We start from the raw sequence: 18,931 nt of genomic DNA, 5'->3' as shown, positions 1-18,931 counted from the left end.
TGTGGTAAACACCATTTTAAAGGAAGCTGATCTTTTTTGTCCGAACAGCGTTCGGATTAATTTTACAATCTACCTAATATTGATTATTATTAGTTTATCAAAACTTGTAAAGTAGAGACACTTTATTCTCAAGCAAAAAGCCGCCATCCAACGGACAACGACTGCTTTAACCTTACCAAATTGATTTTTTACCATTGGCTAGGCGCTGGGGTTTAGCTGGCAACCGATGCAAGACGACCAATGTCCGACTAGCAAAGCCAATTGCGATCACCCCAATGACATAAAACCACGGGTTCTGTTGCCAACTAAAGTACGAACTGACCGCGGCCCACATATTGGTCGGTAAAAACGAATTAATCGTCCCAATTAAAATCACGATTGCCAGTCCTTTAGACGCACCGACTTGGGTCCCACGCTTTTCCCAGTATAGCCCGGGCATAATGCCCATTAAGATATTCGTAAAGATATACCATTTAAACATTGCCGGATCATGCATAAAGACCCGGAATAAGTTAACAGTTGGCACTAAAACAACTAGCCAGCCAATGACCCGCCACCATGCCATCTTCACGGTGACATCCGGTCCCCAGATGGCTTCACGTTCCACGTAAATACACATCACTAAGTTATAGACTTCAAACAACGTCCAAACCACTTCAGCCACGGCCGCTAACCGAAAGATCCAAAAGCCGCCTACCGCATGTGACGCCGTGGCAAAAACGATGATCCCCATTGAATCGATTGCAAAATAATACGCATGCATGAGTAAATTATAGGGCGATTTACCTTCCCGATTAATCAAGATAAAACTATAGATATACTCGACAAAACCAATTAAAAACGTTAAACCAGCAACACCTAATGTCAGCCCAAAGTGCGGGTTACTCGGGCTAAAAGCCGTCACGAAATCTTGTAAGCTGTACGTTGCTTTCGGATACGTCGCACTCACTTGGTTCAAAAAAGACCACATTGTCCAAACACTCCTTCAATTAAATTGATTTTGTGTACTAGCATAAGCTTTTGTATAATGGGTTTAGCGCCAATTTAACGAAAAGTGTGCATTAACTTTATGAAAGGATGACTTTTTTGGATCAACGGGTCTTACATACTAAGCAAGCCTTAACTACCGCACTATTTACGCTATTGCAGCAACAACCGATCGAACGGATTACGGTGACTGCCCTTTGTCAAACCGCTCACATTAATCGGCGGACCTTTTATATCCATTACGACCATGTCAGTGACATTTTTGACGACTACCAAATCGATCTCGCCCAAGAAGTCGCCCAAGCATTGACCGGCCAACATGCCAGTACAGTCCAATTAGTGGCCACCTTTGACAAGATCCTAATGGCTAACTTAACGGGGTTTCAATACTTATGTTTAAGCCGGCAGCATCATCACTTGATCGAAGACCTCCAACAAATGCTATTCGAAACGTTATGTGATAACTTATTGACTAACCAAACACCAGGCACTGCCCAATTAGTCTTGTCCTCACTGACGGCCGGACTAATCAACACTTATATTTACTGGTTCAGTCATCCCGATACCATCACTTACCAAACTTTAGTCACCACTAATCAGCAGCTCGTACGCACTCATTTAGCCCTATTACCACAATAACCCTGACAACTAAGCTGACGTTGTCAGGGTTATTGTTAGGCTTGCAATTTAGGTAATGACCACCCCACCGCCAAATAACGGGCTGCATAGCAGACACAAATGACGCCTAATGCACTAAACCAACCAGACCGTAAGGCAGGCACCGCCGTTGCAAAGAAGCCCCAGCCTTGCGGTAAGAAGGTGAAAATCGTGCCTAATAAAATGAACCAGCCAAGTGCTAAAGTCCCTTTTTGACGATGATGGACCTGCTGCAGTTTATACGACGTCACTAACGCCAGTGTGGCATTGGTTGACATCATTAAGACCAAACACATCTGATCACCAAGTGCTTGGCGAATAATCATAAACAACACAAATCCCGTCACGTAAGTCAGGCTGCCTTTGATCCAAGCCGTCCGTTCACTGACTGGTTGCCGAGTATAAGGTTGCCAAATCGTGGCCCGTTCATATTTAACCGAATAAGTTAAGGAGACCAGTTCAATCACCACAAAGCAAACGCAACCAAACCATAAGACATTGAATAACCAAAAATGAACTTGGTTAAACCATTGTTTAAATAAAAGCGAAAACGTTAAATCGTGACCGAAATACCATGCATGCTGCCAAAAGTAAAACGGACACTCATGATCCCGAATTTGCATCACCATACTCGTTAAATACTGGGCAAATCCAAACGCATAGGTCAATAAAGCCATCACCACAATTGCCGTTGGTTGTTGATGTACGATCGTCATCACCGTTTGTACTGAATCCATCACACCACTCACTCCTTTACATCTGTATTGGATTCAGCGTACCGCCTTATCAACAAACTTTAGCGTCATTTCATCGTAATCTGTGAATTTAGCTTAAAAAAGATGCCTTAACCCGTTTCATCACGAGTTAAGGCATCTTTTAATAGCTTAGTTTAGAAAAATTTGACTGAATACTGCGCGTCAAAAGTTTGGTTAGGTGCTAATTGGTTAATACCCATCTTATGGCTCAATTGACCATCATGGTCGACATTATCCGCAATGCCCCACCATGGTTCCAAACAAACGAATGGGCCGTCTTTTGGATATGGTGACCACATGCCCACATAAGGGGCATCTTCAATCGTCATGGCAACGCCGTGGTCATTTAAATCTGAACTTAATAACAACGTCGTTTCTTGGTTATCTAACGCCAAGATAACGGCATCGTCTTTAAAGAGGTCCCGAGTCAATGGCAGTGGCTTGGTCAAATCTAGCGTCGTACTATGATCAATATCATTATATGGCGCCTTTAGTGGGATATGTTGATACGTTTTCTTAGGAGCAACGGTCACTTGATAGTTAGCCAAATCGCCTTCAGGTGCGTCTAACGGCACGTTAAACGCTGGATGCCCACCAATTGAGAACAACAAGTCTTGGTTAGCTGGATTATGCACGTCATAGCCAATCGTTAATTCATGATCCGTTAAGGTATAAATCAAGCGTAACCGGAACGCAAATGGATAGATGGCCCGAGTTTCAGCACTATCGGTTAATTCTAACGTTGCTGATGTTTCAGTTTGCTTAATCACTTGAAACTCATGGTCGCGGGCAAAGCCATGTTGTCCCATGGGATAACTTTGACCGGCGACGGTAAACTGGTCATCCTTTAACCGACCCACGATTGGGAATAAAACTGGGGCATGGCGACCCCAATATTTAGGATCCGCTTGCCACATGTATTCCAAGCCGTCACTGCTTTTAACACTACTTAATTCCGCACCGGCTTCATTGATCTGCACGGTGAGGTAATCATTTTTCAATTCAACTGTCATTGACCCAAGCTCCTTTGTTTTAACGCTGATTTTAAAGAATGTACCGACTTAAATCTTTGTCCTTGGCGATATTGCCGATCCGTTCATTGACGTAGTTTTCAGTAATCGTCACTTCGCCCATTTCCATATCAGGACCTTCATAGAGCAATTCTTCAAGTAATTTTTCTAAGACCGTATGCAACCGCCGGGCCCCGATATTTTCAGTTTCGTGGTTCACTTTATACGCGATGCCCGCAATGGCTTCGATGGCTTCAATCGTGAAGGTCACTTTGATGTTGTCTGTGCCAATCAACGCGATGTATTGCTTGATCAACGCATTCTTGGGTTCCGTTAAGATCTTAACAAAATCATCTTTAGATAAATCATCTAATTCAACCCGAATTGGGAACCGACCTTGTAATTCAGCAATTAAATCACTTGGTTTGCTTTCAGCAAAAGCCCCTGAAGCGACGAACAAGATATGATCCGTGTTGATTGGCCCATACTTCGTTGAGATTTGTGACCCTTCAACGATTGGTAAGATATCACGTTGAACCCCTTCACGGGATACTTCGCCAGACCCTTGTTGTCCGCCGGCCGTAATCTTATCAATTTCATCAATAAAGATAATCCCAGTATTTTCAGCTCGGACAATCGCATCATGATAAATATCAGCGCTATTGACCAGCTTTTCGGATTCTTCCTTAACTAAGATTTCACGGGCTTCGCTAACAGGCATCGTCCGCTTAATGCGCTTTTTAGGCATGATCTGACCAAGGGTATCACCTAAGTCGATCCCCATTTGACCTAACATATTGTTATTGCCAGCGGCATTTTGTTGCGGATCATCCATTTCAATCGTGACTTCTGAGTTTTCCAACTGACCGGCTTTTAATTGATCTGAGACCGATAACCGTTGATTACGAACATCGTCAGTCACTTCTTCTTGACTATCATCCGTGGCATTTGGCATCTGCCCATTTTGCATTTGGCTCAACATGTTCATCATGCTTTGGAAGTCATTATTGTTGTTGCGCTTCGCTTGTTGCTTTTGAACAGGGACAAGCAACTTGACCAAGCGCTTGTCTGCGGCGCGGACTGCACTAGCCCGGACACCAGAGTAAGCTTGGGCTTTTTCCATTTCAATTGCCACATCAACTAAGTCACGGACCATTGATTCAACATCGCGACCGACATAACCAACTTCCGTAAACTTAGTGGCTTCAACTTTAACGAATGGTGCTTGCACGATTTTAGCTAACCGACGGGCAATTTCAGTTTTCCCGACCCCGGTTGGGCCAATCATTAACATATTTTTAGGGGTAATTTCTTCTTGCATATCAGCAGATAATTCCATCCGCCGGTACCGATTCCGTAAAGCAATCGCCACGGCCTTTTTAGCCGCACCTTGGCCGATAACGTAATTGTCTAATTCAGCAACGATTTGCTTTGGGGTTTTATCAATTGCTTCCATCTTAACAGCTCCTCTTATAAGGCTTCGGAAATAACGTTGTGGTTCGTGAAGATATCGATGTCACCGGCAATATTGATGGCGGCTTCAGCGATTTCTTGGGCGCTCATATTAGTGGTATGATCTTGCATCGCCCGAGCTGCAGCTAAGGCGAAGTTACCACCGGACCCAATGGCTAACACATCGTTATCGGGGGCGATCACTTCACCACTCCCAGAAACTAATAACATTTCATCTTTATTCATGACGATCAGTAACGCTTCAAGCTTTTGTAAAGCTTGGTCACTCCGCCATTCTTGGGCAAGTTCGACCGCCGCGCGTTGGAGGTTACCAGAGTATTCGTTGAGTTTCTTTTCAAAACGGTCTTCCAAGTTAAAGGCATCAGCGACACTCCCGGCAAAGCCGACAACGACTTGATTATTATAGATGCGCCGCACCTTGTGGGCCGTCCCTTTCATGACAACTTTTTCACCCATTGTCACCTGACCATCACCGGCCATGGCATTATGCCCATTTTGACGAACGGCACAAATCGTAGTTGCTTCAAATTTTACTGGCATCTTTTCGCGCTCCTTAATCAGTAGTCACTCCCGCGTTGCGCGGGGGAAAAAGTTTCGATAATCTTGTTGCAAATGTTCTTTCGTGACGTGCGCATAAATTTGCGTCGTCGACAAACTCGTATGTCCGAGTAATTCTTGAACGGTCCGTAAATCGGCCCCATTATTTAACATTTGCGTAGCAAACGTATGCCGCAACATATGGGGGTGGACTTTCGCAGTCAAACTGCTCTTTTTCACAATTTGATTCAAGACATACTCGATGCCACCACCCGTAATCGCCCCACCATGTCGATTAATAAAGACCGTTTGATGAGTCTGTTGATATTTCGCCATCACTGGCGTGCGACAAGTTTCAAAGTATTGCCGCAACGCATGGGCAGCGTAGCGACCAAAGGGCACATAACGTTCCTTGTCACCCTTCCCACGAATCAGCATCATTTTAAGGTCAAAATCAATATCACTCATTTGGAGGTCGACACATTCGCTTAGCCGAATCCCAGTGCCATACAACACTTCAAGTAACGCGGCATTCCGCGTGCCCATCACCGAATCATCGGCGTAAACTGTCTTAAACAAGACATCGAGTTCTTTTTGATAAAAGAACCGGGGCAAACGGGCCGCGTGCTTTTTGAGTTGGACGTACACAAATGGATTTAACTTTGCGAGGTCATTTTTGACTAAAAAGTTATAAAACGACCGTAAGCTGGAGACTTTCCGAGCAATCGAGTTCCGGGTCAAATGACGGTCATATAACGCACTTAAGTAAACGTTCACATCTAAGTGGTCAACATCCGCATAGGCTTTCGCCCCACCATTCTCAGTTAAAAAGTCCGTAAAGGCTTGAATATCTTCACGATAAGCCGCGGCTGTTTCTTCTGAGTATTGGCGTTCAACACGAATATATTTTAAAAATAGGTCTAAATAGGCTGCTTCCATCTAAAAAACCTCCATACGTTGCTACTTTAGCAAAGTCTGGAGGAAAACACAATCAAGAGCTCGGTTTATTGGTCAATTTTAGTCAAACTTAACGTCTCGGCTTTAAAATCAGCTAATTCTGCCAAAGCACGTTCGGATAAAGCGGTATTGCGTTCACGTTTATCCCGAATACGTTGCTTGAGTTTCGGTACAATGCCAAAGTTGGCGTTCATTGGTTGGAAATGGTTGGCATTGGTATGGGTAATATAATGCGCCATCGCCCCCATCATCGTCTCTTTCGGAAAGACGACTGGGTCTAAGCCTAAGGCCAAACGTGCCGCATTAGTCCCGGCAACGATCCCACTAGCAGCGCTTTCGATATACCCTTCAACCCCAGTCATTTGACCAGCAAAGAACAAATCGGCCCGTTGTTGGGTTTGATAAGTCGGTTGTAAAAGTTTTGGTGATTTCATAAATGTATTGCGGTGCATGACCCCATAACGGACGAATTCAACGTTTTCCAAACCAGGAATCAAGCTAAAGACCCGCTTTTGTTCGCCCCATTTTAAATGCGTTTGGAAGCCAACGATGTTATAGAGTTCACCAGAAGCATCGTCTTGGCGTAATTGCACCACGGCGAACGGTTGCTTGCCAGTCTTAGGATCTTCCAAGCCAACGGGTTTAAGTGGGCCAAATAACATCGTTTGGCGACCACGTTGCGCCATAACTTCAATCGGCATACAGCCTTCAAAGACTTCTGAGTTTTCAAAGTCATGGGCTTCAGCCATTTCGGCATGAATCAACGCGTCATAGAACCGGTCGAATTCTTCCTCCGTCATTGGGCAGTTCAAGTAAGCTGCTTCACCACGATCATAACGGGACTTCAAGTACACCTTATCGAGGTCGATTGAGTCTTTTGTTAAAATCGGTGCCGCGGCGTCAAAGAAATGCAAGTCATCTTCTTCATTGAAGGCTTGAATCGATTTCGCTAAAGACGCCGCCGTTAATGGCCCAGTTGCCACGACAGTAATGCCGTCTGGTAGGCTCGTCACTTCTTCATTAACCACTTCAACATTGGGTAAACTGGTAATTTGATCGGTGATTTCTTGTGAGAACGTGTCGCGGTCAACGGCTAACGCGCCGCCCGCTGGCACGGCATGATTTTCAGCTGACTTAATCACGACTGAATCCAATTGGCGCATTTCAGCCTTTAATAATCCGGCCGCGTTGCTTAATTGATTCGCCCGTAATGAGTTCGTACAAACAAGTTCCGCAAACTTTTCAGTATGATGTGCTGGCGTCATCTTAGTTGGCCGCATTTCATAAATGCGGACGTTAACGCCCATATTTGCAATTTGCCAAGCGGCTTCAGAACCAGCTAAGCCGGCGCCGATAACATTGACGGTTGGTATTGATGCCATATCCAATTGCCTCTTTTCTTGTGATCGTACCGTTGATAGTACTGGGTCAATCATACCGGAAATAAAGCGATTCCACAATCAAAGTTATGACCACCGTTAAAATTCTCACTAAATTCACAAAACCCGTGCGACCATATTGGCCAACACGGGTTTTATCGTCAGGTACTTATTTTTGTACGTTTTCTTTGTAATCGCCATTTGGACAAAGGACTTGTTTGCCGCCCTTGACCTTCTTTTCGACCAAGAAATGCCCATCTTTTGGACAGTCACGACCGATTGGTTGGTCCCAAGAGACAAAGTCACAATCTGGGAATCGTGAACAACCATAAAAGACCCGGTTCTTCTTTGATTTCCGTTCGATAACTTGACCCTTTTTACATTGCGGACAAACGACCCCAATCTCTTTAACGATTGGTTTAGTATTGCGACAATCTGGGAACCGTGAACAAGCATAGAACTTGCCATAACGGCCCATCTTAATGACCATCGGTGCCCCACAGATTTCACAGTTGAAACCGGCTAATTCATCCTTGATCTGGATTTTTTCCATCCCAGCTTCGGCTTTTTCAACTTCTTTAGAGAATGGTTGATAGAAGCTATCCACGACCTTGACCCAATCTTCTTGGCCTTCTTCAGTCGCATCGAGCTTTTCTTCCAAGTTCGCTGTAAAACCAACGTTAACAACATCTGGGAAATATTCTTGGATAATGTCATTGACGATTTCACCAAGTTCAGTTGGCACAAAGCGTCGCGCTTCTAATTTCACGTAGTAGCGGCGTTGAATCGTATCCAACGTTGGTGCATACGTTGATGGCCGGCCAACCCCATTTTCTTCTAAGGCCTTGATTAAGTTGGCTTCAGAATAACGAGCTGGTGGCTGTGTAAAATGTTGTTGTGGATCGGTCTTACTTAACTTCAAGACGTCACCTTCACTTAAATCTGGTAAAACGTTGTTCTTTTCCGTCTTATCATAGATTTTAGTAAACCCAGCAAACTTGGTCTTCGACCCATTTGCCCGGAACTGCACATCATTTTGGTCAATCGTGACTGCCATCGTATCTAAAACTTCTGGCGTCATTTGACTCGCCACAAACCGCGACCAAATTAATTGGTATAACCGGAATTGATCTTTAGTCAAATAATCTTTGATACTGGCAGGGGTCCGGAAAACAGAAGATGGCCGAATTGCTTCATGGGCATCTTGCGCGCCTTCTGGTAGCTTCCCTTTAACTGGCTTGGTTGCCGCATATTCAGCGCCATATTCTTTATGCAAGAATTGGGAAGCTTCGTGCTTGGCAATCGAAGAGATCCGGGTCGAGTCGGTCCGCATATAGGTGATCAACCCCACGTTACCGTCTTTGCCGACATTGATCCCTTCATACAATTGTTGCGCCGCCATCATCGTCTTACGCGTCCGGAAGTTTAATTTCCGGTTAGCATCTTGTTGCATCGTTGACGTCGTAAATGGTGGTGCTGGGAACCGTTTACGTTCCTTTTTAACCACTTTAGTGACATCAAAATCACCATTACGATCTAATTGCGCTAATACTTTTTGGACCGCTTCATTGTTATCTAGCGGTTGTTTCTTGCCTTTGGTCCCATAGAAACTGGCCATAAACTTCGAGCGACCCTTTTGGAATTCACTTTCAATGGTCCAGTATTCTTGTGGTTCAAACGCTTTGATCTCATTTTCCCGCTTGATAATCAAATCGAGTGCAATTGATTGTACCCGACCGGCAGATAAGCCTTTTTTGACTTTCTTCCACAACAACGGACTGATCGAATAACCGACTAAGCGGTCTAAGATCCGCCGAGCTTGTTGGGCATCTACTAAGTCCATATCAATTGAACGCGGTTCTTTAAAAGCATTTTTAACGGTGTCTTTCGTAATTTCGTTAAAGACGACCCGATTCTTATCTTTTGGATCTAAACCGAGTAAGTACGATAAATGCCACGCAATGGCTTCACCTTCACGGTCCGGGTCAGATGCGAGATAGACGGCTTTGGCCTTTTTGGCTTCTTTCCGCAATCCTTTAATCACATCACCTTTACCCCGAATCGAAATATAATGGGGTTCGTAGTCGTTATCAACATCGACCCCCATCTTACTCTTGGGTAAATCTCGAATATGGCCGAGACTGGCCACGACCTTATAAGAACGGCCTAAATATTTTTCAATGGTTTTTGCTTTTGATGGTGATTCGACGATCACCAATTTTTTACCGGTGGCCCGGCTACGACGTTTAGTCGCCGTTTTCTTTGCCGGTTTACGTTTCGTACCGGTGCTCTTCTTAGCCGCCGCTTTGGCGGGCGTTGAGTTAGCAGCCACTTGATCAGCTCCTTACACGTTTAATCATGAATATTACTATTAGCTTGCTTTGCAAATCCATGTAATCATATTTCAAAAGTAAACGCTTGTCAAATAATCGGTAAAAACTCTTCTATTATATGCCGGAAATTTAAGACTGGTTTTGCGCCAGCCGCGATTAATTGATTGCACCCGACCGATAGCGGTGCATCAATTGGACCCGGTACGGCGATCACATTCCGATTGTTTTGTAACGCTAAATTAGCGGTAATCAAACTACCCGAATGTTCACGGGCTTCAACGACCATCAGCGTTTGACAGAGACCGGCGATAATGCGGTTACGTTCGGGGAAGTGGTGCCGCGCTGGGCGGCTGCCGAGTGGGTATTCACTAATTAATAAACCGAACTGTCGAACTTGTTGCTGTAAGCCTTGATTAACGCGCGGATAGCTCACATCTAACCCCGTCCCAATCACACCGATCGTTGGCAAATTCAACTGTAGCGCTAGTTGATGGGCATACCCATCTGTGCCAGCTGCTAGGCCGCTTGTGATCACTAATTGCCGTTCCGCCAGTGGCGGTAACAGTTGATTAAGCGCTCGGCGGCCATATGGCGTCATTTGCCGCGCCCCCACGATGGCTAATTGGGTGGCCGCTAACAACTCACGCCGGCCTTGTAAAAACAAGACCAGTGGCGGGTGATAACTCTCCATTAAGGTCAACGGATAATCGTCATCCAGGATGGTCAGGATCGTCAAGGCCCGATGCTGTTGAACAGCTTGGTCAAAGCGGGCACTTTGCCAATCAGCCATAAATTTAGCGGCGGCCGGCCGTGGCAAGCGGGCAACTGCCACTAATTCAGTTGCGGTCGTCAATACCGTTTGGTGCTTTAAACAATAGCGTAAAACCTTGGTCATGCCGGCATAGCCCATGCCTTGAGCCAAATGCAAGCGAATCAATAAACTGCGTAATTGCATCGTTGGTCACTCCTTTTTAGGAGTAACTCCGCAAAGCACGCTATTCCGCATCTCGAACTGGTGAAAACGAGTGCCGATGAATTGGGGTAATACCTAACGTCTTTAATCCCGACAGATGTTTAGCCGTGCCATATCCCATATTATCGGCAAAGTCATAGCCTGGGTAGACTTGATCATACATTTCCATCAAGTGATCCCGGACGACTTTAGCCACGATACTGGCCGCTGAAATACTGGCACTTTTGGCATCGCCTTTGATTAATCGGGTCTGGGCAATCGGGACCGGAATCTGCATCGCATCGACTAATAGTCGTGTTGGCTGCACGCTTAAGCCTTCGACAGCTTGTTTCATCGCAACTCGAGTTGCTTCATAGATATTGAGTCGGTCAATCGTGGCCGCATCAGCGACCCCGATACTGACAGCTACGGCTTCTTCAAGAATCTTAGGCATTAGTGCCAACCGTTTTTTAGCTGTCAGTTGTTTGGAATCGTTAACTTCTACTAAATCAAAGTTGTCATCGATCACAACGGCCGCCGTAACGACCGGACCAGCTAACGGGCCCCGGCCAACTTCATCAACACCAGCCGCATATTGACCACCTTCGTCCCAAAATTGCCGTTCAAGACGCATATGTTGCGCAAAACGTTCCGCTAACGCGGCTTGCTTTGCTGCGCGTCGTAAATATTGTTGATACGCTTGCTGGACCCCTTTACGCTCATCGGCCTTCGCCGCCGCCAATATTTCGGCAGTTGGTTGATCTGCTAAGAGCTGTTTAAAGGCCGCAATCGTGTACTCAGACATCGGCGCCATCTCCAGTTAAGTCAAGCGTAAAGCGGCCGAGCCGACCTTTACGAATATCGAGTAAAAAGGCCACACAGAAACGTTCCCAATCATCACGCATGCCCATATTCTTAGTCATCACCAGTAATAAGTCAGGATTGTCTAAGTCTAGTTGGTCAGTCGTCAACTTGTAACGTTCGATCAAACGTTGTGGATAATGATGCTTAAAGAAATCCAGCGCAAATAATGCCACATCGTCGTTCGGATAGATATTTTCTTTGATAGCGCCAGTAACCGCTAGCTTCGTACCCACGACTTGATCTTCAAATTTGGGCCATAAGATCCCTGGTGTATCGAGTAATTCCAGCTTATTGGAAGCTTTTAACCATTGTTGTCCCTTAGTTACACCGGGGCGATCACCAACTTTAGCAATCTTTTTATTCACGATATGATTCAATAACGTCGATTTACCAACGTTTGGAATCCCGACACACACCGCTCGAATTGGCCGATTCGTAATGCCACGGGCTTCGATTTTAGCCAATTTGTCAGCTAGCATCGTCGTGGCGGCTTGGGTGATTTGCTTAGCAGTCGCGCGATTACGTGAATCGACCGCAATTGCGGTCTGCCCCTGAGTTTGATAATGTTCAACCCAATTAGCCGTCATTTGTGGATCAGCCAAGTCTTTTTTGGTCATGATCAACAAATGCGGCTTTTGTTGAATGACTTTTTCAATATCAGGATTGCGCGATGCTTCCGGAATCCGAGCGTCGACAAGTTCGAACACAATGTCGACTAAATGTAAGTTATCTTGAATTTGATGAATGGCCTTGGCCATATGCCCAGGATACCATTGAATGTTTGCCATAATAAAAACGCTCCTTTGACTGACAACACTGGTCAGCTCGTTTGTTTCACTATCTTTCATCATACCGGTAAAGGCTTAAAAACGCCAGCCAGACCAAGCGAAAACCGTTAAATACCGGTGGTAAACATGGTGTTGGCAAATCGTGGCCTAAAAGAAGCCATCGAACTTAATCGATGGCTTCTTTTAGTGATTGACATTTAAACTAGCTTACAATAATAAGATTAAACTTGAATAGGTTCTCCAGTGGCCGTACGACAGCCACCATATTGAATAGTCTCCACATAATCGTTACGTTGCGCTTGATTCAATTTATGATAATACGTATCAAAATCACCTTGTACATGTTTCTTTGGCTTGTTATGATGCTTTAAATCAACATCATTTACTTTTACCCAGCCATTAATCTTACCTTTTTTACCAGTGGTGACATAGTAATACATGTTCCAATTACCATTTTGTTTAATTTGAGTTGCCTTATGACGAACCCATGTTGACTTCTTATAATTCTTCAAATAGTGATTGGCCGTCAACTTGATATTGCTAGCTTTACCCGTCATTTGATAAGTCTTACCCTTGGTATTAACAACTTTATAATCATGCTGTTTGAAGGCCCAAATCGTATCACGTTGAATATTAGACTGCTTCGTTGCCGCACTCGCAGTAACGACATTGCTATCACCAGCCGCTGGTAATATGGTTCCGCCGAACACTAAAGCAATCCCCATGGTGGCAAGAATCGGGGTTAGTTTCTTCATAATAATAACTTCCTTTTCTCTAACTGACCGGATGCCCTTCTTCACAATACCTATCCGTGTAGTAATTTTCATTATTTACATGAGTTAGATGAATATGGGCCTTTGTAAAGATTTTAGTAGGCGAATCACGGCTCAAAATAAGCCATTGAATTTAATTAATAGCTTATTTTAATAATTGACACTTGAACTAACTCAAAAGACTTTTGACGCTTACTTGGTTTGGTTCGCCAGCCGCATTACGAGCACCGCCGGCATGTACAGCATCTTCATAATTATTACGCTGAACACGATTTAATTTGCGATAATAAGTATCAAAGTCCGGTGCCACATGTTTCTTTGGCTTGTTATGATGCTTTAAATTCACATCTGTTAATTTAACCCAGCCATTAATCTTACCTTTTTCCCCGTAGTAACGTAGTAATACATCATCCATTTATTATTTTGCTTGATTTGAACAATGCCTTTACGAGTCCACGTCGACTGCTTATAATTCTTTAAGCTATGATTAGCCTTCAACTTGATATTGTTCATTGGCCCACTAAAAATGTATGTTTTACCATCAGTGTTTGCGACCTTATAATCACGATGTTTAATACCTTTCTTCCACATATGATTCCGCTGAATATTTGACTTTCTCGTTGCAGCACTCGCCGTAGTTCCGCCACTGCTATCAACAGCCGCGGCAACTGGTAAGGCTGCTCCGCTGACCATTAAAGCGATCCCCATGGTGACAATAATTGTAGTTAATTTATTCATAAAAAGGCTTCTCTTTCTTTATTGTGCTGGCCATCTTTTTCATAACACTTCTGTTAGTAATTAGATTAAAATGACATTTCCGAAGGTTCACCATCGGCATCTCGAGCACCACTATAAGTAAAATCACGATATTCGTTACGTTGCTTTTGATTCAATTTGCGATACCAGATATCAAAATCTGGTGCGACATGTTTGGCTGGTTTATGTGGATGTTTTAACTTCATATCTGTCAATTTAACCCAGCCACCAATCTTACTTTTCTTACCAGTGGTGACATAGTAATAGACATTCCAGTTACCATTTTGTTTAATTTGAGTCAATTTCCGACGAACCCACGTCGAATTCTTATAATTCTTCAGATTATGATTGACTTTCAACTTAATGTTGTTAGCTTTACCCGTCATCTCATAAGTTTTACCTCTGGTATTAGCAACCTTATAATCGTGCTTGTTATAGTTGCTCCAAATGGGGCCGCGTTGTATCTTAGATTGCTTCGTTGCAGCACTCGCCGTAATTCTAACATTGCTGTCAGTTGCGGCGGCAGGTAAGACAGTTCCGCCGACCATTAAAGTGATCCCCATGGTGACAACAATTGTAGTAAATTTCTTCATAAAAAACCTTCCTTTTTTGGCTTGCTGGCCACCTTTTTCACAAAGCTTATTTAGTAGCATATTTTTATTATTTACATAGGTTAGCTGAGATACGGTCCAGTGGTTACATTTCGCTTGGCTCACCTTCAGCAGTACGTGCGCCTGTATAAGTAAACTCACGATATTCATTTCGTTGTGCTTGATTCAATTTGCGATAATACACATCAAATTCCGGTGCGACATGTTTAGCCGGTTTACGCGGGTGTTTCAAATTAACATCAGTCAATTTGACCCAGCCACTAATTTTGCCCTTTTTACCAGTAGTGACATAGTAATACACCATCCAATTGTTATCTTGCTTAATTTGCACAATCTTTTTCCGCGTCCATGTCGACTGCTTATAATTCTTCAAATTATGATTAGCCTTCATCTTGACATTATTAGTTTTCCCACTAAACGTATAAGTCTTACCCTTCGTATTAACAACCTTATAGTCACGATGCTTGATGTTCCAAATATGACTTCGTTGAATCTTAGACTGCTTCGTTACTGCACTCGCCGTAGTTCCACCACTACTATCAACAGCCGCGGCAGCTGGTAGCGCTGTTCCGCCGACCATTAAAGCAATCCCCATGGTAGCGACAATCATCGTTAATTTCTTCATAGTTATCCCTTCTTCATCACTAATTTAAATGACCAAGCTATCATTACCCTCAAAGTTAGACTTAATGCGTTTTAACAGGAGAAAAAAGCTGCTTATCACTAGACACTTTAAGCTTCTTGCCAATCTTGTGCACATCCAACTCATAATTTTTCTGGCCACCGCGGCCGCCATACCAATGCGCATTGTAGCGAATCACATAACGATGATGACCAAGTGAGCGGTAATACACGTGTGAACTCGTAATATCCGGCATACCAGAATGCCAATACCAAACTGATCTGGCTCGAATCTTGTATTGTGACGCCAGTCCCGCGGCATCGGGCTTCGTTTCATAATAACCGCGAACTGCCTTAGGCGTGCCCTTATGCCATTTAACTTTTTTAGCAGTTTTATGTGTCGCTGCTTGACTAGTTTGTGCGGTCACACCAGTGCCACCAACTAGTAATACGGTCCCAAATACAATTAAAAGTAACTTTGTGATGCGTTTCATCAGTATAAACTCCCTTTTCACTTGCTTGTACAATCCAAGATATAAATACCCCGTAACTATCAGATAGACCCTATCTAATCCTTACGGGGTACGTCACAGTCAGTGACTGTTGCTATTTATAAAGTGGATCGCTTTTTTCAATCGACTTAGAGGTCGCACCTTTGATTGGTGAATAGACCCCTAACTTATGCCACTTCTTTTGACTCCGATTGGTACCTTCATTAGGATCAATATGGTTCCATAACCGCTTCGACCAAACCGTCATTTGCTTACCAGATAGTTTGAATTTAAAACGTTGATCCCCGTAACCGGAACGTTTCAAGGTCGACTTGATTTGATAAGTCTTTTTTCCCATTGTTTGATATGTTGGTGATGGCACATTGATGTAACTTGTGCCATTAAAGAAAGTATCAGTTGGATAGACTTTGCCGTCATTATAATAAAGTTCTTGATCATAAGACGCATACGTTTGACTCGTGAACATATAGGTCCGGGTATAATAGCGATGTTTTGCGTTCGTAAACGGCCGATGATGATCAGCCCACATCTTATGTTTGGTAATCACTTTTGGCATACCTTTATGCCAAGTACTGGCACTAGCCGTCGTATTGGTAGCGCTAACGCCAATGACCGTCATACTTAATAAAACAGTCATTGCCCCGATAGTTTTGCTTAATTTACTCATCCTGCAGACCCCTTTTTTATTGCTAATTTCAAATAGCTATTGCTTGTAATAGATATGGGTATCGCCATTCACCTTTAGGTTTCGACCAGCCTTGATAACCTCGGTTTTCAAATTCTTGCCGCCGTAAAAGATCCCATTACGTGGTGCGTCAAAACGGATCATGTAACGGTGATGACCTAATGACCGATAATAAACATTATGGCCGTCTTGAACTGGCATACCTGACGCCCAATACCAATATGACTTTGCCTTAATCTTACAAATCGCCATCAAATCAGCACCATACTTCTTGGTTTGATAAGTTCCACGTAACGTTTTCGGTGTGCCTTTATGCCACTTGACCTTTTTAGCATGCTTAGCCGCCATGACTTGTGTTGGCTGGGTCGTTACACTATTAGTGGCACCCCAAAATAATCCAGTCGTTACCAGCGTTATTGCTGCTAATTTAACGATTTTTTTCATGAGCCATGTCCCCCTAATAAATCAGCCTATTTGCGGGAATTAAGCGCTGAAACAACATTAGCTGCCGCTGAAATGTTAGCCGCACTATTCGTTGCCTTAGCCACGGCCAAGTTTTCTTGTTGTAAGGCCAATTGATCATTTTGAAAGTCTTGGGTTTCCGCAACATTAAAAGCTTCTTGTAATGTCGCTGCCCGGTTTTCACTGACTAAGTGCATCAACCGATCAATCGTCCAATAACTATAAAACTTTTGTGGAAAATCTTGCATGCCTTCAATATAAGCTGGGACCGCCATCGCGGCATCGACTTGTTGTTCAGCCGCCGCAATCTTTTGCTTACCGACCTGCTTCTTGCCATGTTGGAGATAGGCTAAATAGACCCAGCCGGCAAGTGCCGCGTAGGTCACAATATTACTAATAATTTTGCCGAAGCCAACTGAAATATACCCTAAGATAAAGACACCCACAAAAGCCCCAATCAACAGCCATTTCACTTGTTTCCGTAATTTGTCATAGTCGTTTTTAGCGACATAAACGGCGTGGCGGGCATCTTGAGTATCCGCAGTTAAGGCGCGTTTGTGCGCTAAGAAGTTTAAAGTTTCCGTTTTGTTCATCAATCATGACTCCATTTCTCAATATGATGTTTCATTAATGTATTTAACATTGATCACCAGCTAACCCCAACTAACTAACCAGAAAAATAAAGCTTGCAGCGGATTAGTGGCTTAACCAGCCTTGAATCCCCGCTTTAGACTGATTAGTTGGTGTCGTGGTTTTAACAATTACGGTACGGCGCTAACACTGATTTTGTCGCATCGGTGTTACAAAAATGCCGTACTCGAATCAGCTGACTTAGTACTAGTCTCCAAAAAGTGATTTAACGCTAGTCATCTAATGTATAATGCAATCCTTTTGCCATACCGGCGATGCCGGTCCCGCTACCGAGCGTAAACGACTTATGATCAGAGGCCAGTTTTGCTTTGACGTGTACGTCCCCAAGATTAAACGTCAACTTGTCACCGTCGATTTTATAATGCCCCGTATTGGTCTTTTCACCATCGGCGTATTCGGCAACTTTATTATCTTTAGTAAACTTCAAGGTATCTTTCGATTTTGTAAATAAGATCGATATCTCAGCTGAATAACTGCCATTTAACTTTTTAGGTCGCAATAGCAATCCGCCGACAATTAACACGATCAACACCCCAATAATGCTGATGATCCAAACCGGTTTAATTTTGGTCAATTTTGTTGGCATTAATCATCACTCCTTCCTTTTTTACTACCCCATTTAAAAATACCGACTATACCGGTACTTTATACCCCTAATATTATCAAAATTCTATAAAAGTATCAATATTACATATACTTTGTACACCTATTCCTTGCATATAATTTTGTTACCCTGAACGGAGGGTGAAATTATATGAATTTAGACTTCTTTGGTGAGCGACTAAAATCAGTCCGCAAATCCAAGCGACTCACACAATTAGCGCTGGCACAGCGGCTTGCTATTAGTAAAGGTACTGTCTCGGCTTATGAGCAAGGCCTATCTTACCCATCCTTATCGACACTCGTTGAAATCTGCAGTATCTTAGATACGTCTGCCGATTACTTGCTAGGTATTTCAGATGACCTGTCATTTAAAATGGGCGGCTTAACGGCCGAACAAACCGATAGTGTCTTACAATTTATCGCCCTGATTGAACATGCAAATAGTCTCGTTAACGACCAACATCAGCACTAAAAAACACCCAATTGATTGGCTCTTTGTCAACGGGTGTTGATGGAGGGTTTATGTGGAACTTCGTTCACTTGCGAACGGGGTTCCTTTTCTTTA

22 protein-coding genes are annotated in these 18,931 nt (G+C 43.7%); 2 read left to right on the top strand and 20 right to left on the bottom strand.

Annotation, left to right across the window (positions count from 1 at the left end):
* Window positions 1-172: 172 nt before the first annotated feature.
* Window positions 173-970, bottom strand: coding sequence for a hypothetical protein (locus FFM75_RS13570; RefSeq protein ID WP_137629700.1), 798 nt, complete (start codon window positions 968-970; stop codon window positions 173-175).
* A 116-nt stretch (window positions 971-1,086) separates the two neighbouring features.
* On the opposite strand from FFM75_RS13570, the gene FFM75_RS13565 reads away from it, so the two are divergent.
* The gene (locus tag FFM75_RS13565) at window positions 1,087-1,626 is read left to right on the top strand and encodes a TetR/AcrR family transcriptional regulator (RefSeq protein ID WP_137629699.1); all 540 of its coding nucleotides are present in this window, start codon (window positions 1,087-1,089) and stop codon (window positions 1,624-1,626) included.
* Between the two features lie 35 nt (window positions 1,627-1,661).
* Here the strand turns inward: FFM75_RS13565 and FFM75_RS13560 are convergent, their stop codons facing one another.
* The 19 genes from FFM75_RS13560 to FFM75_RS13470 all read right to left on the bottom strand — a co-directional run bounded on the left by FFM75_RS13560 (window position 1,662) and on the right by FFM75_RS13470 (window position 18,349).
* Window positions 1,662-2,381, bottom strand: a complete 720-nt coding sequence (locus tag FFM75_RS13560; protein WP_137629698.1) for a hypothetical protein — start codon at window positions 2,379-2,381, stop codon at window positions 1,662-1,664.
* Window positions 2,382-2,533: 152 nt separating this feature from the next.
* Window positions 2,534-3,412 carry an aldose 1-epimerase family protein gene (locus tag FFM75_RS13555; protein ID WP_137629697.1) on the bottom strand — a complete coding sequence of 293 codons (879 nt, stop codon included), beginning with the start codon at window positions 3,410-3,412 and terminating at the stop codon, window positions 2,534-2,536.
* A 31-nt stretch (window positions 3,413-3,443) separates the two neighbouring features.
* The gene (gene hslU, locus FFM75_RS13550; RefSeq protein ID WP_137629696.1) at window positions 3,444-4,865 is read right to left on the bottom strand and encodes an ATP-dependent protease ATPase subunit HslU; all 1,422 of its coding nucleotides are present in this window, start codon (window positions 4,863-4,865) and stop codon (window positions 3,444-3,446) included.
* A 14-nt stretch (window positions 4,866-4,879) separates the two neighbouring features.
* Window positions 4,880-5,422, bottom strand: a complete 543-nt coding sequence (gene hslV, locus FFM75_RS13545; protein WP_137629695.1) for an ATP-dependent protease subunit HslV — start codon at window positions 5,420-5,422, stop codon at window positions 4,880-4,882.
* A gap of 24 nt (window positions 5,423-5,446) precedes the next feature.
* Window positions 5,447-6,358, bottom strand: a complete 912-nt coding sequence (gene xerC, locus FFM75_RS13540; protein ID WP_137629694.1) for a tyrosine recombinase XerC — start codon at window positions 6,356-6,358, stop codon at window positions 5,447-5,449.
* A 65-nt stretch (window positions 6,359-6,423) separates the two neighbouring features.
* The gene (gene trmFO, locus FFM75_RS13535; RefSeq protein ID WP_137629693.1) at window positions 6,424-7,758 is read right to left on the bottom strand and encodes an FADH(2)-oxidizing methylenetetrahydrofolate--tRNA-(uracil(54)-C(5))-methyltransferase TrmFO; all 1,335 of its coding nucleotides are present in this window, start codon (window positions 7,756-7,758) and stop codon (window positions 6,424-6,426) included.
* 166 nt (window positions 7,759-7,924) lie between these two features.
* Complete coding sequence (topA, locus tag FFM75_RS13530) at window positions 7,925-10,087, bottom strand: type I DNA topoisomerase (RefSeq protein ID WP_137629692.1); 2,163 nt, start codon at window positions 10,085-10,087, stop codon at window positions 7,925-7,927.
* An 89-nt stretch (window positions 10,088-10,176) separates the two neighbouring features.
* The gene (gene dprA, locus FFM75_RS13525) at window positions 10,177-11,043 is read right to left on the bottom strand and encodes a DNA-processing protein DprA (protein ID WP_137629691.1); all 867 of its coding nucleotides are present in this window, start codon (window positions 11,041-11,043) and stop codon (window positions 10,177-10,179) included.
* A 40-nt stretch (window positions 11,044-11,083) separates the two neighbouring features.
* Entirely contained in the window at window positions 11,084-11,845 is a 762-nt protein-coding gene (locus FFM75_RS13520; RefSeq protein ID WP_137629690.1) for a ribonuclease HII, read from the bottom strand.
* Window positions 11,838-12,692: a ribosome biogenesis GTPase YlqF gene (gene ylqF / locus FFM75_RS13515; RefSeq protein ID WP_137629689.1), complete on the bottom strand. Its 855-nt coding sequence runs from the start codon at window positions 12,690-12,692 to the stop codon at window positions 11,838-11,840. Before ylqF ends, FFM75_RS13520 begins: the two co-directional genes overlap by 8 nt.
* Window positions 12,693-12,913: 221 nt before the next feature.
* Window positions 12,914-13,447, bottom strand: a complete 534-nt coding sequence (locus FFM75_RS13510) for a hypothetical protein (RefSeq protein ID WP_137629688.1) — start codon at window positions 13,445-13,447, stop codon at window positions 12,914-12,916.
* Window positions 13,448-13,816: 369 nt separating this feature from the next.
* Window positions 13,817-14,203: a hypothetical protein gene (locus tag FFM75_RS13505; protein WP_137629687.1), complete on the bottom strand. Its 387-nt coding sequence runs from the start codon at window positions 14,201-14,203 to the stop codon at window positions 13,817-13,819.
* A 65-nt stretch (window positions 14,204-14,268) separates the two neighbouring features.
* The gene (locus FFM75_RS13500; protein ID WP_137629686.1) at window positions 14,269-14,814 is read right to left on the bottom strand and encodes a hypothetical protein; all 546 of its coding nucleotides are present in this window, start codon (window positions 14,812-14,814) and stop codon (window positions 14,269-14,271) included.
* Between the two features lie 103 nt (window positions 14,815-14,917).
* Window positions 14,918-15,457, bottom strand: a complete 540-nt coding sequence (locus FFM75_RS13495) for a hypothetical protein (RefSeq protein ID WP_137629685.1) — start codon at window positions 15,455-15,457, stop codon at window positions 14,918-14,920.
* 61 nt (window positions 15,458-15,518) lie between these two features.
* On the bottom strand, window positions 15,519-15,947 hold the full coding sequence (locus FFM75_RS13490) for a hypothetical protein (RefSeq protein ID WP_137629684.1): 429 nt from the start codon (window positions 15,945-15,947) through the stop codon (window positions 15,519-15,521).
* A gap of 112 nt (window positions 15,948-16,059) precedes the next feature.
* On the bottom strand, window positions 16,060-16,632 hold the full coding sequence (locus FFM75_RS13485) for a hypothetical protein (protein WP_137629683.1): 573 nt from the start codon (window positions 16,630-16,632) through the stop codon (window positions 16,060-16,062).
* A gap of 36 nt (window positions 16,633-16,668) precedes the next feature.
* Window positions 16,669-17,094: a hypothetical protein gene (locus tag FFM75_RS13480; protein WP_137629682.1), complete on the bottom strand. Its 426-nt coding sequence runs from the start codon at window positions 17,092-17,094 to the stop codon at window positions 16,669-16,671.
* A gap of 26 nt (window positions 17,095-17,120) precedes the next feature.
* Window positions 17,121-17,705, bottom strand: coding sequence for a hypothetical protein (locus FFM75_RS13475; protein ID WP_137629681.1), 585 nt, complete (start codon window positions 17,703-17,705; stop codon window positions 17,121-17,123).
* Window positions 17,706-17,974: 269 nt separating this feature from the next.
* Entirely contained in the window at window positions 17,975-18,349 is a 375-nt protein-coding gene (locus FFM75_RS13470) for a hypothetical protein (RefSeq protein WP_223876689.1), read from the bottom strand.
* Between the two features lie 168 nt (window positions 18,350-18,517).
* Here FFM75_RS13470 and FFM75_RS13465 point away from each other — a divergent pair, with 168 nt between their 5' ends.
* Window positions 18,518-18,838, top strand: coding sequence for a helix-turn-helix domain-containing protein (locus FFM75_RS13465; RefSeq protein WP_137629680.1), 321 nt, complete (start codon window positions 18,518-18,520; stop codon window positions 18,836-18,838).
* The last annotated feature ends 93 nt before the right edge of the window (window positions 18,839-18,931 follow it).

It is taken from the genome of Lactiplantibacillus daowaiensis, from assembly GCF_005405085.1.
GTDB lineage: Bacteria > Bacillota > Bacilli > Lactobacillales > Lactobacillaceae > Lactiplantibacillus > Lactiplantibacillus daowaiensis.
The sequence above is the reverse complement of the archived record's forward strand: the minus strand, read 5'-3'. Positions and strand labels throughout refer to the sequence as shown.

What these genes read in the sequence shown, in the direction of transcription:
- FFM75_RS13570 (WP_137629700.1), bottom strand. Translation starts at nt 970, where the DNA reads ATGTGGTCTTTTTTGAACCAAGTGAGTGCGACGTATCCGAAAGCAACG.
- FFM75_RS13560 (WP_137629698.1), bottom strand. Translation starts at nt 2,381, where the DNA reads ATGGATTCAGTACAAACGGTGATGACGATCGTACATCAACAACCAACG.
- FFM75_RS13555 (WP_137629697.1), bottom strand. Translation starts at nt 3,412, where the DNA reads ATGACAGTTGAATTGAAAAATGATTACCTCACCGTGCAGATCAATGAA.
- hslU (WP_137629696.1), bottom strand. Translation starts at nt 4,865, where the DNA reads ATGGAAGCAATTGATAAAACCCCAAAGCAAATCGTTGCTGAATTAGAC.
- hslV (WP_137629695.1), bottom strand. Translation starts at nt 5,422, where the DNA reads ATGCCAGTAAAATTTGAAGCAACTACGATTTGTGCCGTTCGTCAAAAT.
- xerC (WP_137629694.1), bottom strand. Translation starts at nt 6,358, where the DNA reads ATGGAAGCAGCCTATTTAGACCTATTTTTAAAATATATTCGTGTTGAA.
- trmFO (WP_137629693.1), bottom strand. Translation starts at nt 7,758, where the DNA reads ATGGCATCAATACCAACCGTCAATGTTATCGGCGCCGGCTTAGCTGGT.
- dprA (WP_137629691.1), bottom strand. Translation starts at nt 11,043, where the DNA reads ATGCAATTACGCAGTTTATTGATTCGCTTGCATTTGGCTCAAGGCATG.
- FFM75_RS13520 (WP_137629690.1), bottom strand. Translation starts at nt 11,845, where the DNA reads ATGTCTGAGTACACGATTGCGGCCTTTAAACAGCTCTTAGCAGATCAA.
- ylqF (WP_137629689.1), bottom strand. Translation starts at nt 12,692, where the DNA reads ATGGCAAACATTCAATGGTATCCTGGGCATATGGCCAAGGCCATTCAT.
- FFM75_RS13510 (WP_137629688.1), bottom strand. Translation starts at nt 13,447, where the DNA reads ATGAAGAAACTAACCCCGATTCTTGCCACCATGGGGATTGCTTTAGTG.
- FFM75_RS13505 (WP_137629687.1), bottom strand. Translation starts at nt 14,203, where the DNA reads ATGAATAAATTAACTACAATTATTGTCACCATGGGGATCGCTTTAATG.
- FFM75_RS13500 (WP_137629686.1), bottom strand. Translation starts at nt 14,814, where the DNA reads ATGAAGAAATTTACTACAATTGTTGTCACCATGGGGATCACTTTAATG.
- FFM75_RS13495 (WP_137629685.1), bottom strand. Translation starts at nt 15,457, where the DNA reads ATGAAGAAATTAACGATGATTGTCGCTACCATGGGGATTGCTTTAATG.
- FFM75_RS13490 (WP_137629684.1), bottom strand. Translation starts at nt 15,947, where the DNA reads ATGAAACGCATCACAAAGTTACTTTTAATTGTATTTGGGACCGTATTA.
- FFM75_RS13485 (WP_137629683.1), bottom strand. Translation starts at nt 16,632, where the DNA reads ATGAGTAAATTAAGCAAAACTATCGGGGCAATGACTGTTTTATTAAGT.
- FFM75_RS13480 (WP_137629682.1), bottom strand. Translation starts at nt 17,094, where the DNA reads ATGAAAAAAATCGTTAAATTAGCAGCAATAACGCTGGTAACGACTGGA.
- FFM75_RS13475 (WP_137629681.1), bottom strand. Translation starts at nt 17,705, where the DNA reads ATGAACAAAACGGAAACTTTAAACTTCTTAGCGCACAAACGCGCCTTA.
- FFM75_RS13470 (WP_223876689.1), bottom strand. Translation starts at nt 18,349, where the DNA reads ATGCCAACAAAATTGACCAAAATTAAACCGGTTTGGATCATCAGCATT.
- FFM75_RS13465 (WP_137629680.1), top strand. Translation starts at nt 18,518, where the DNA reads ATGAATTTAGACTTCTTTGGTGAGCGACTAAAATCAGTCCGCAAATCC.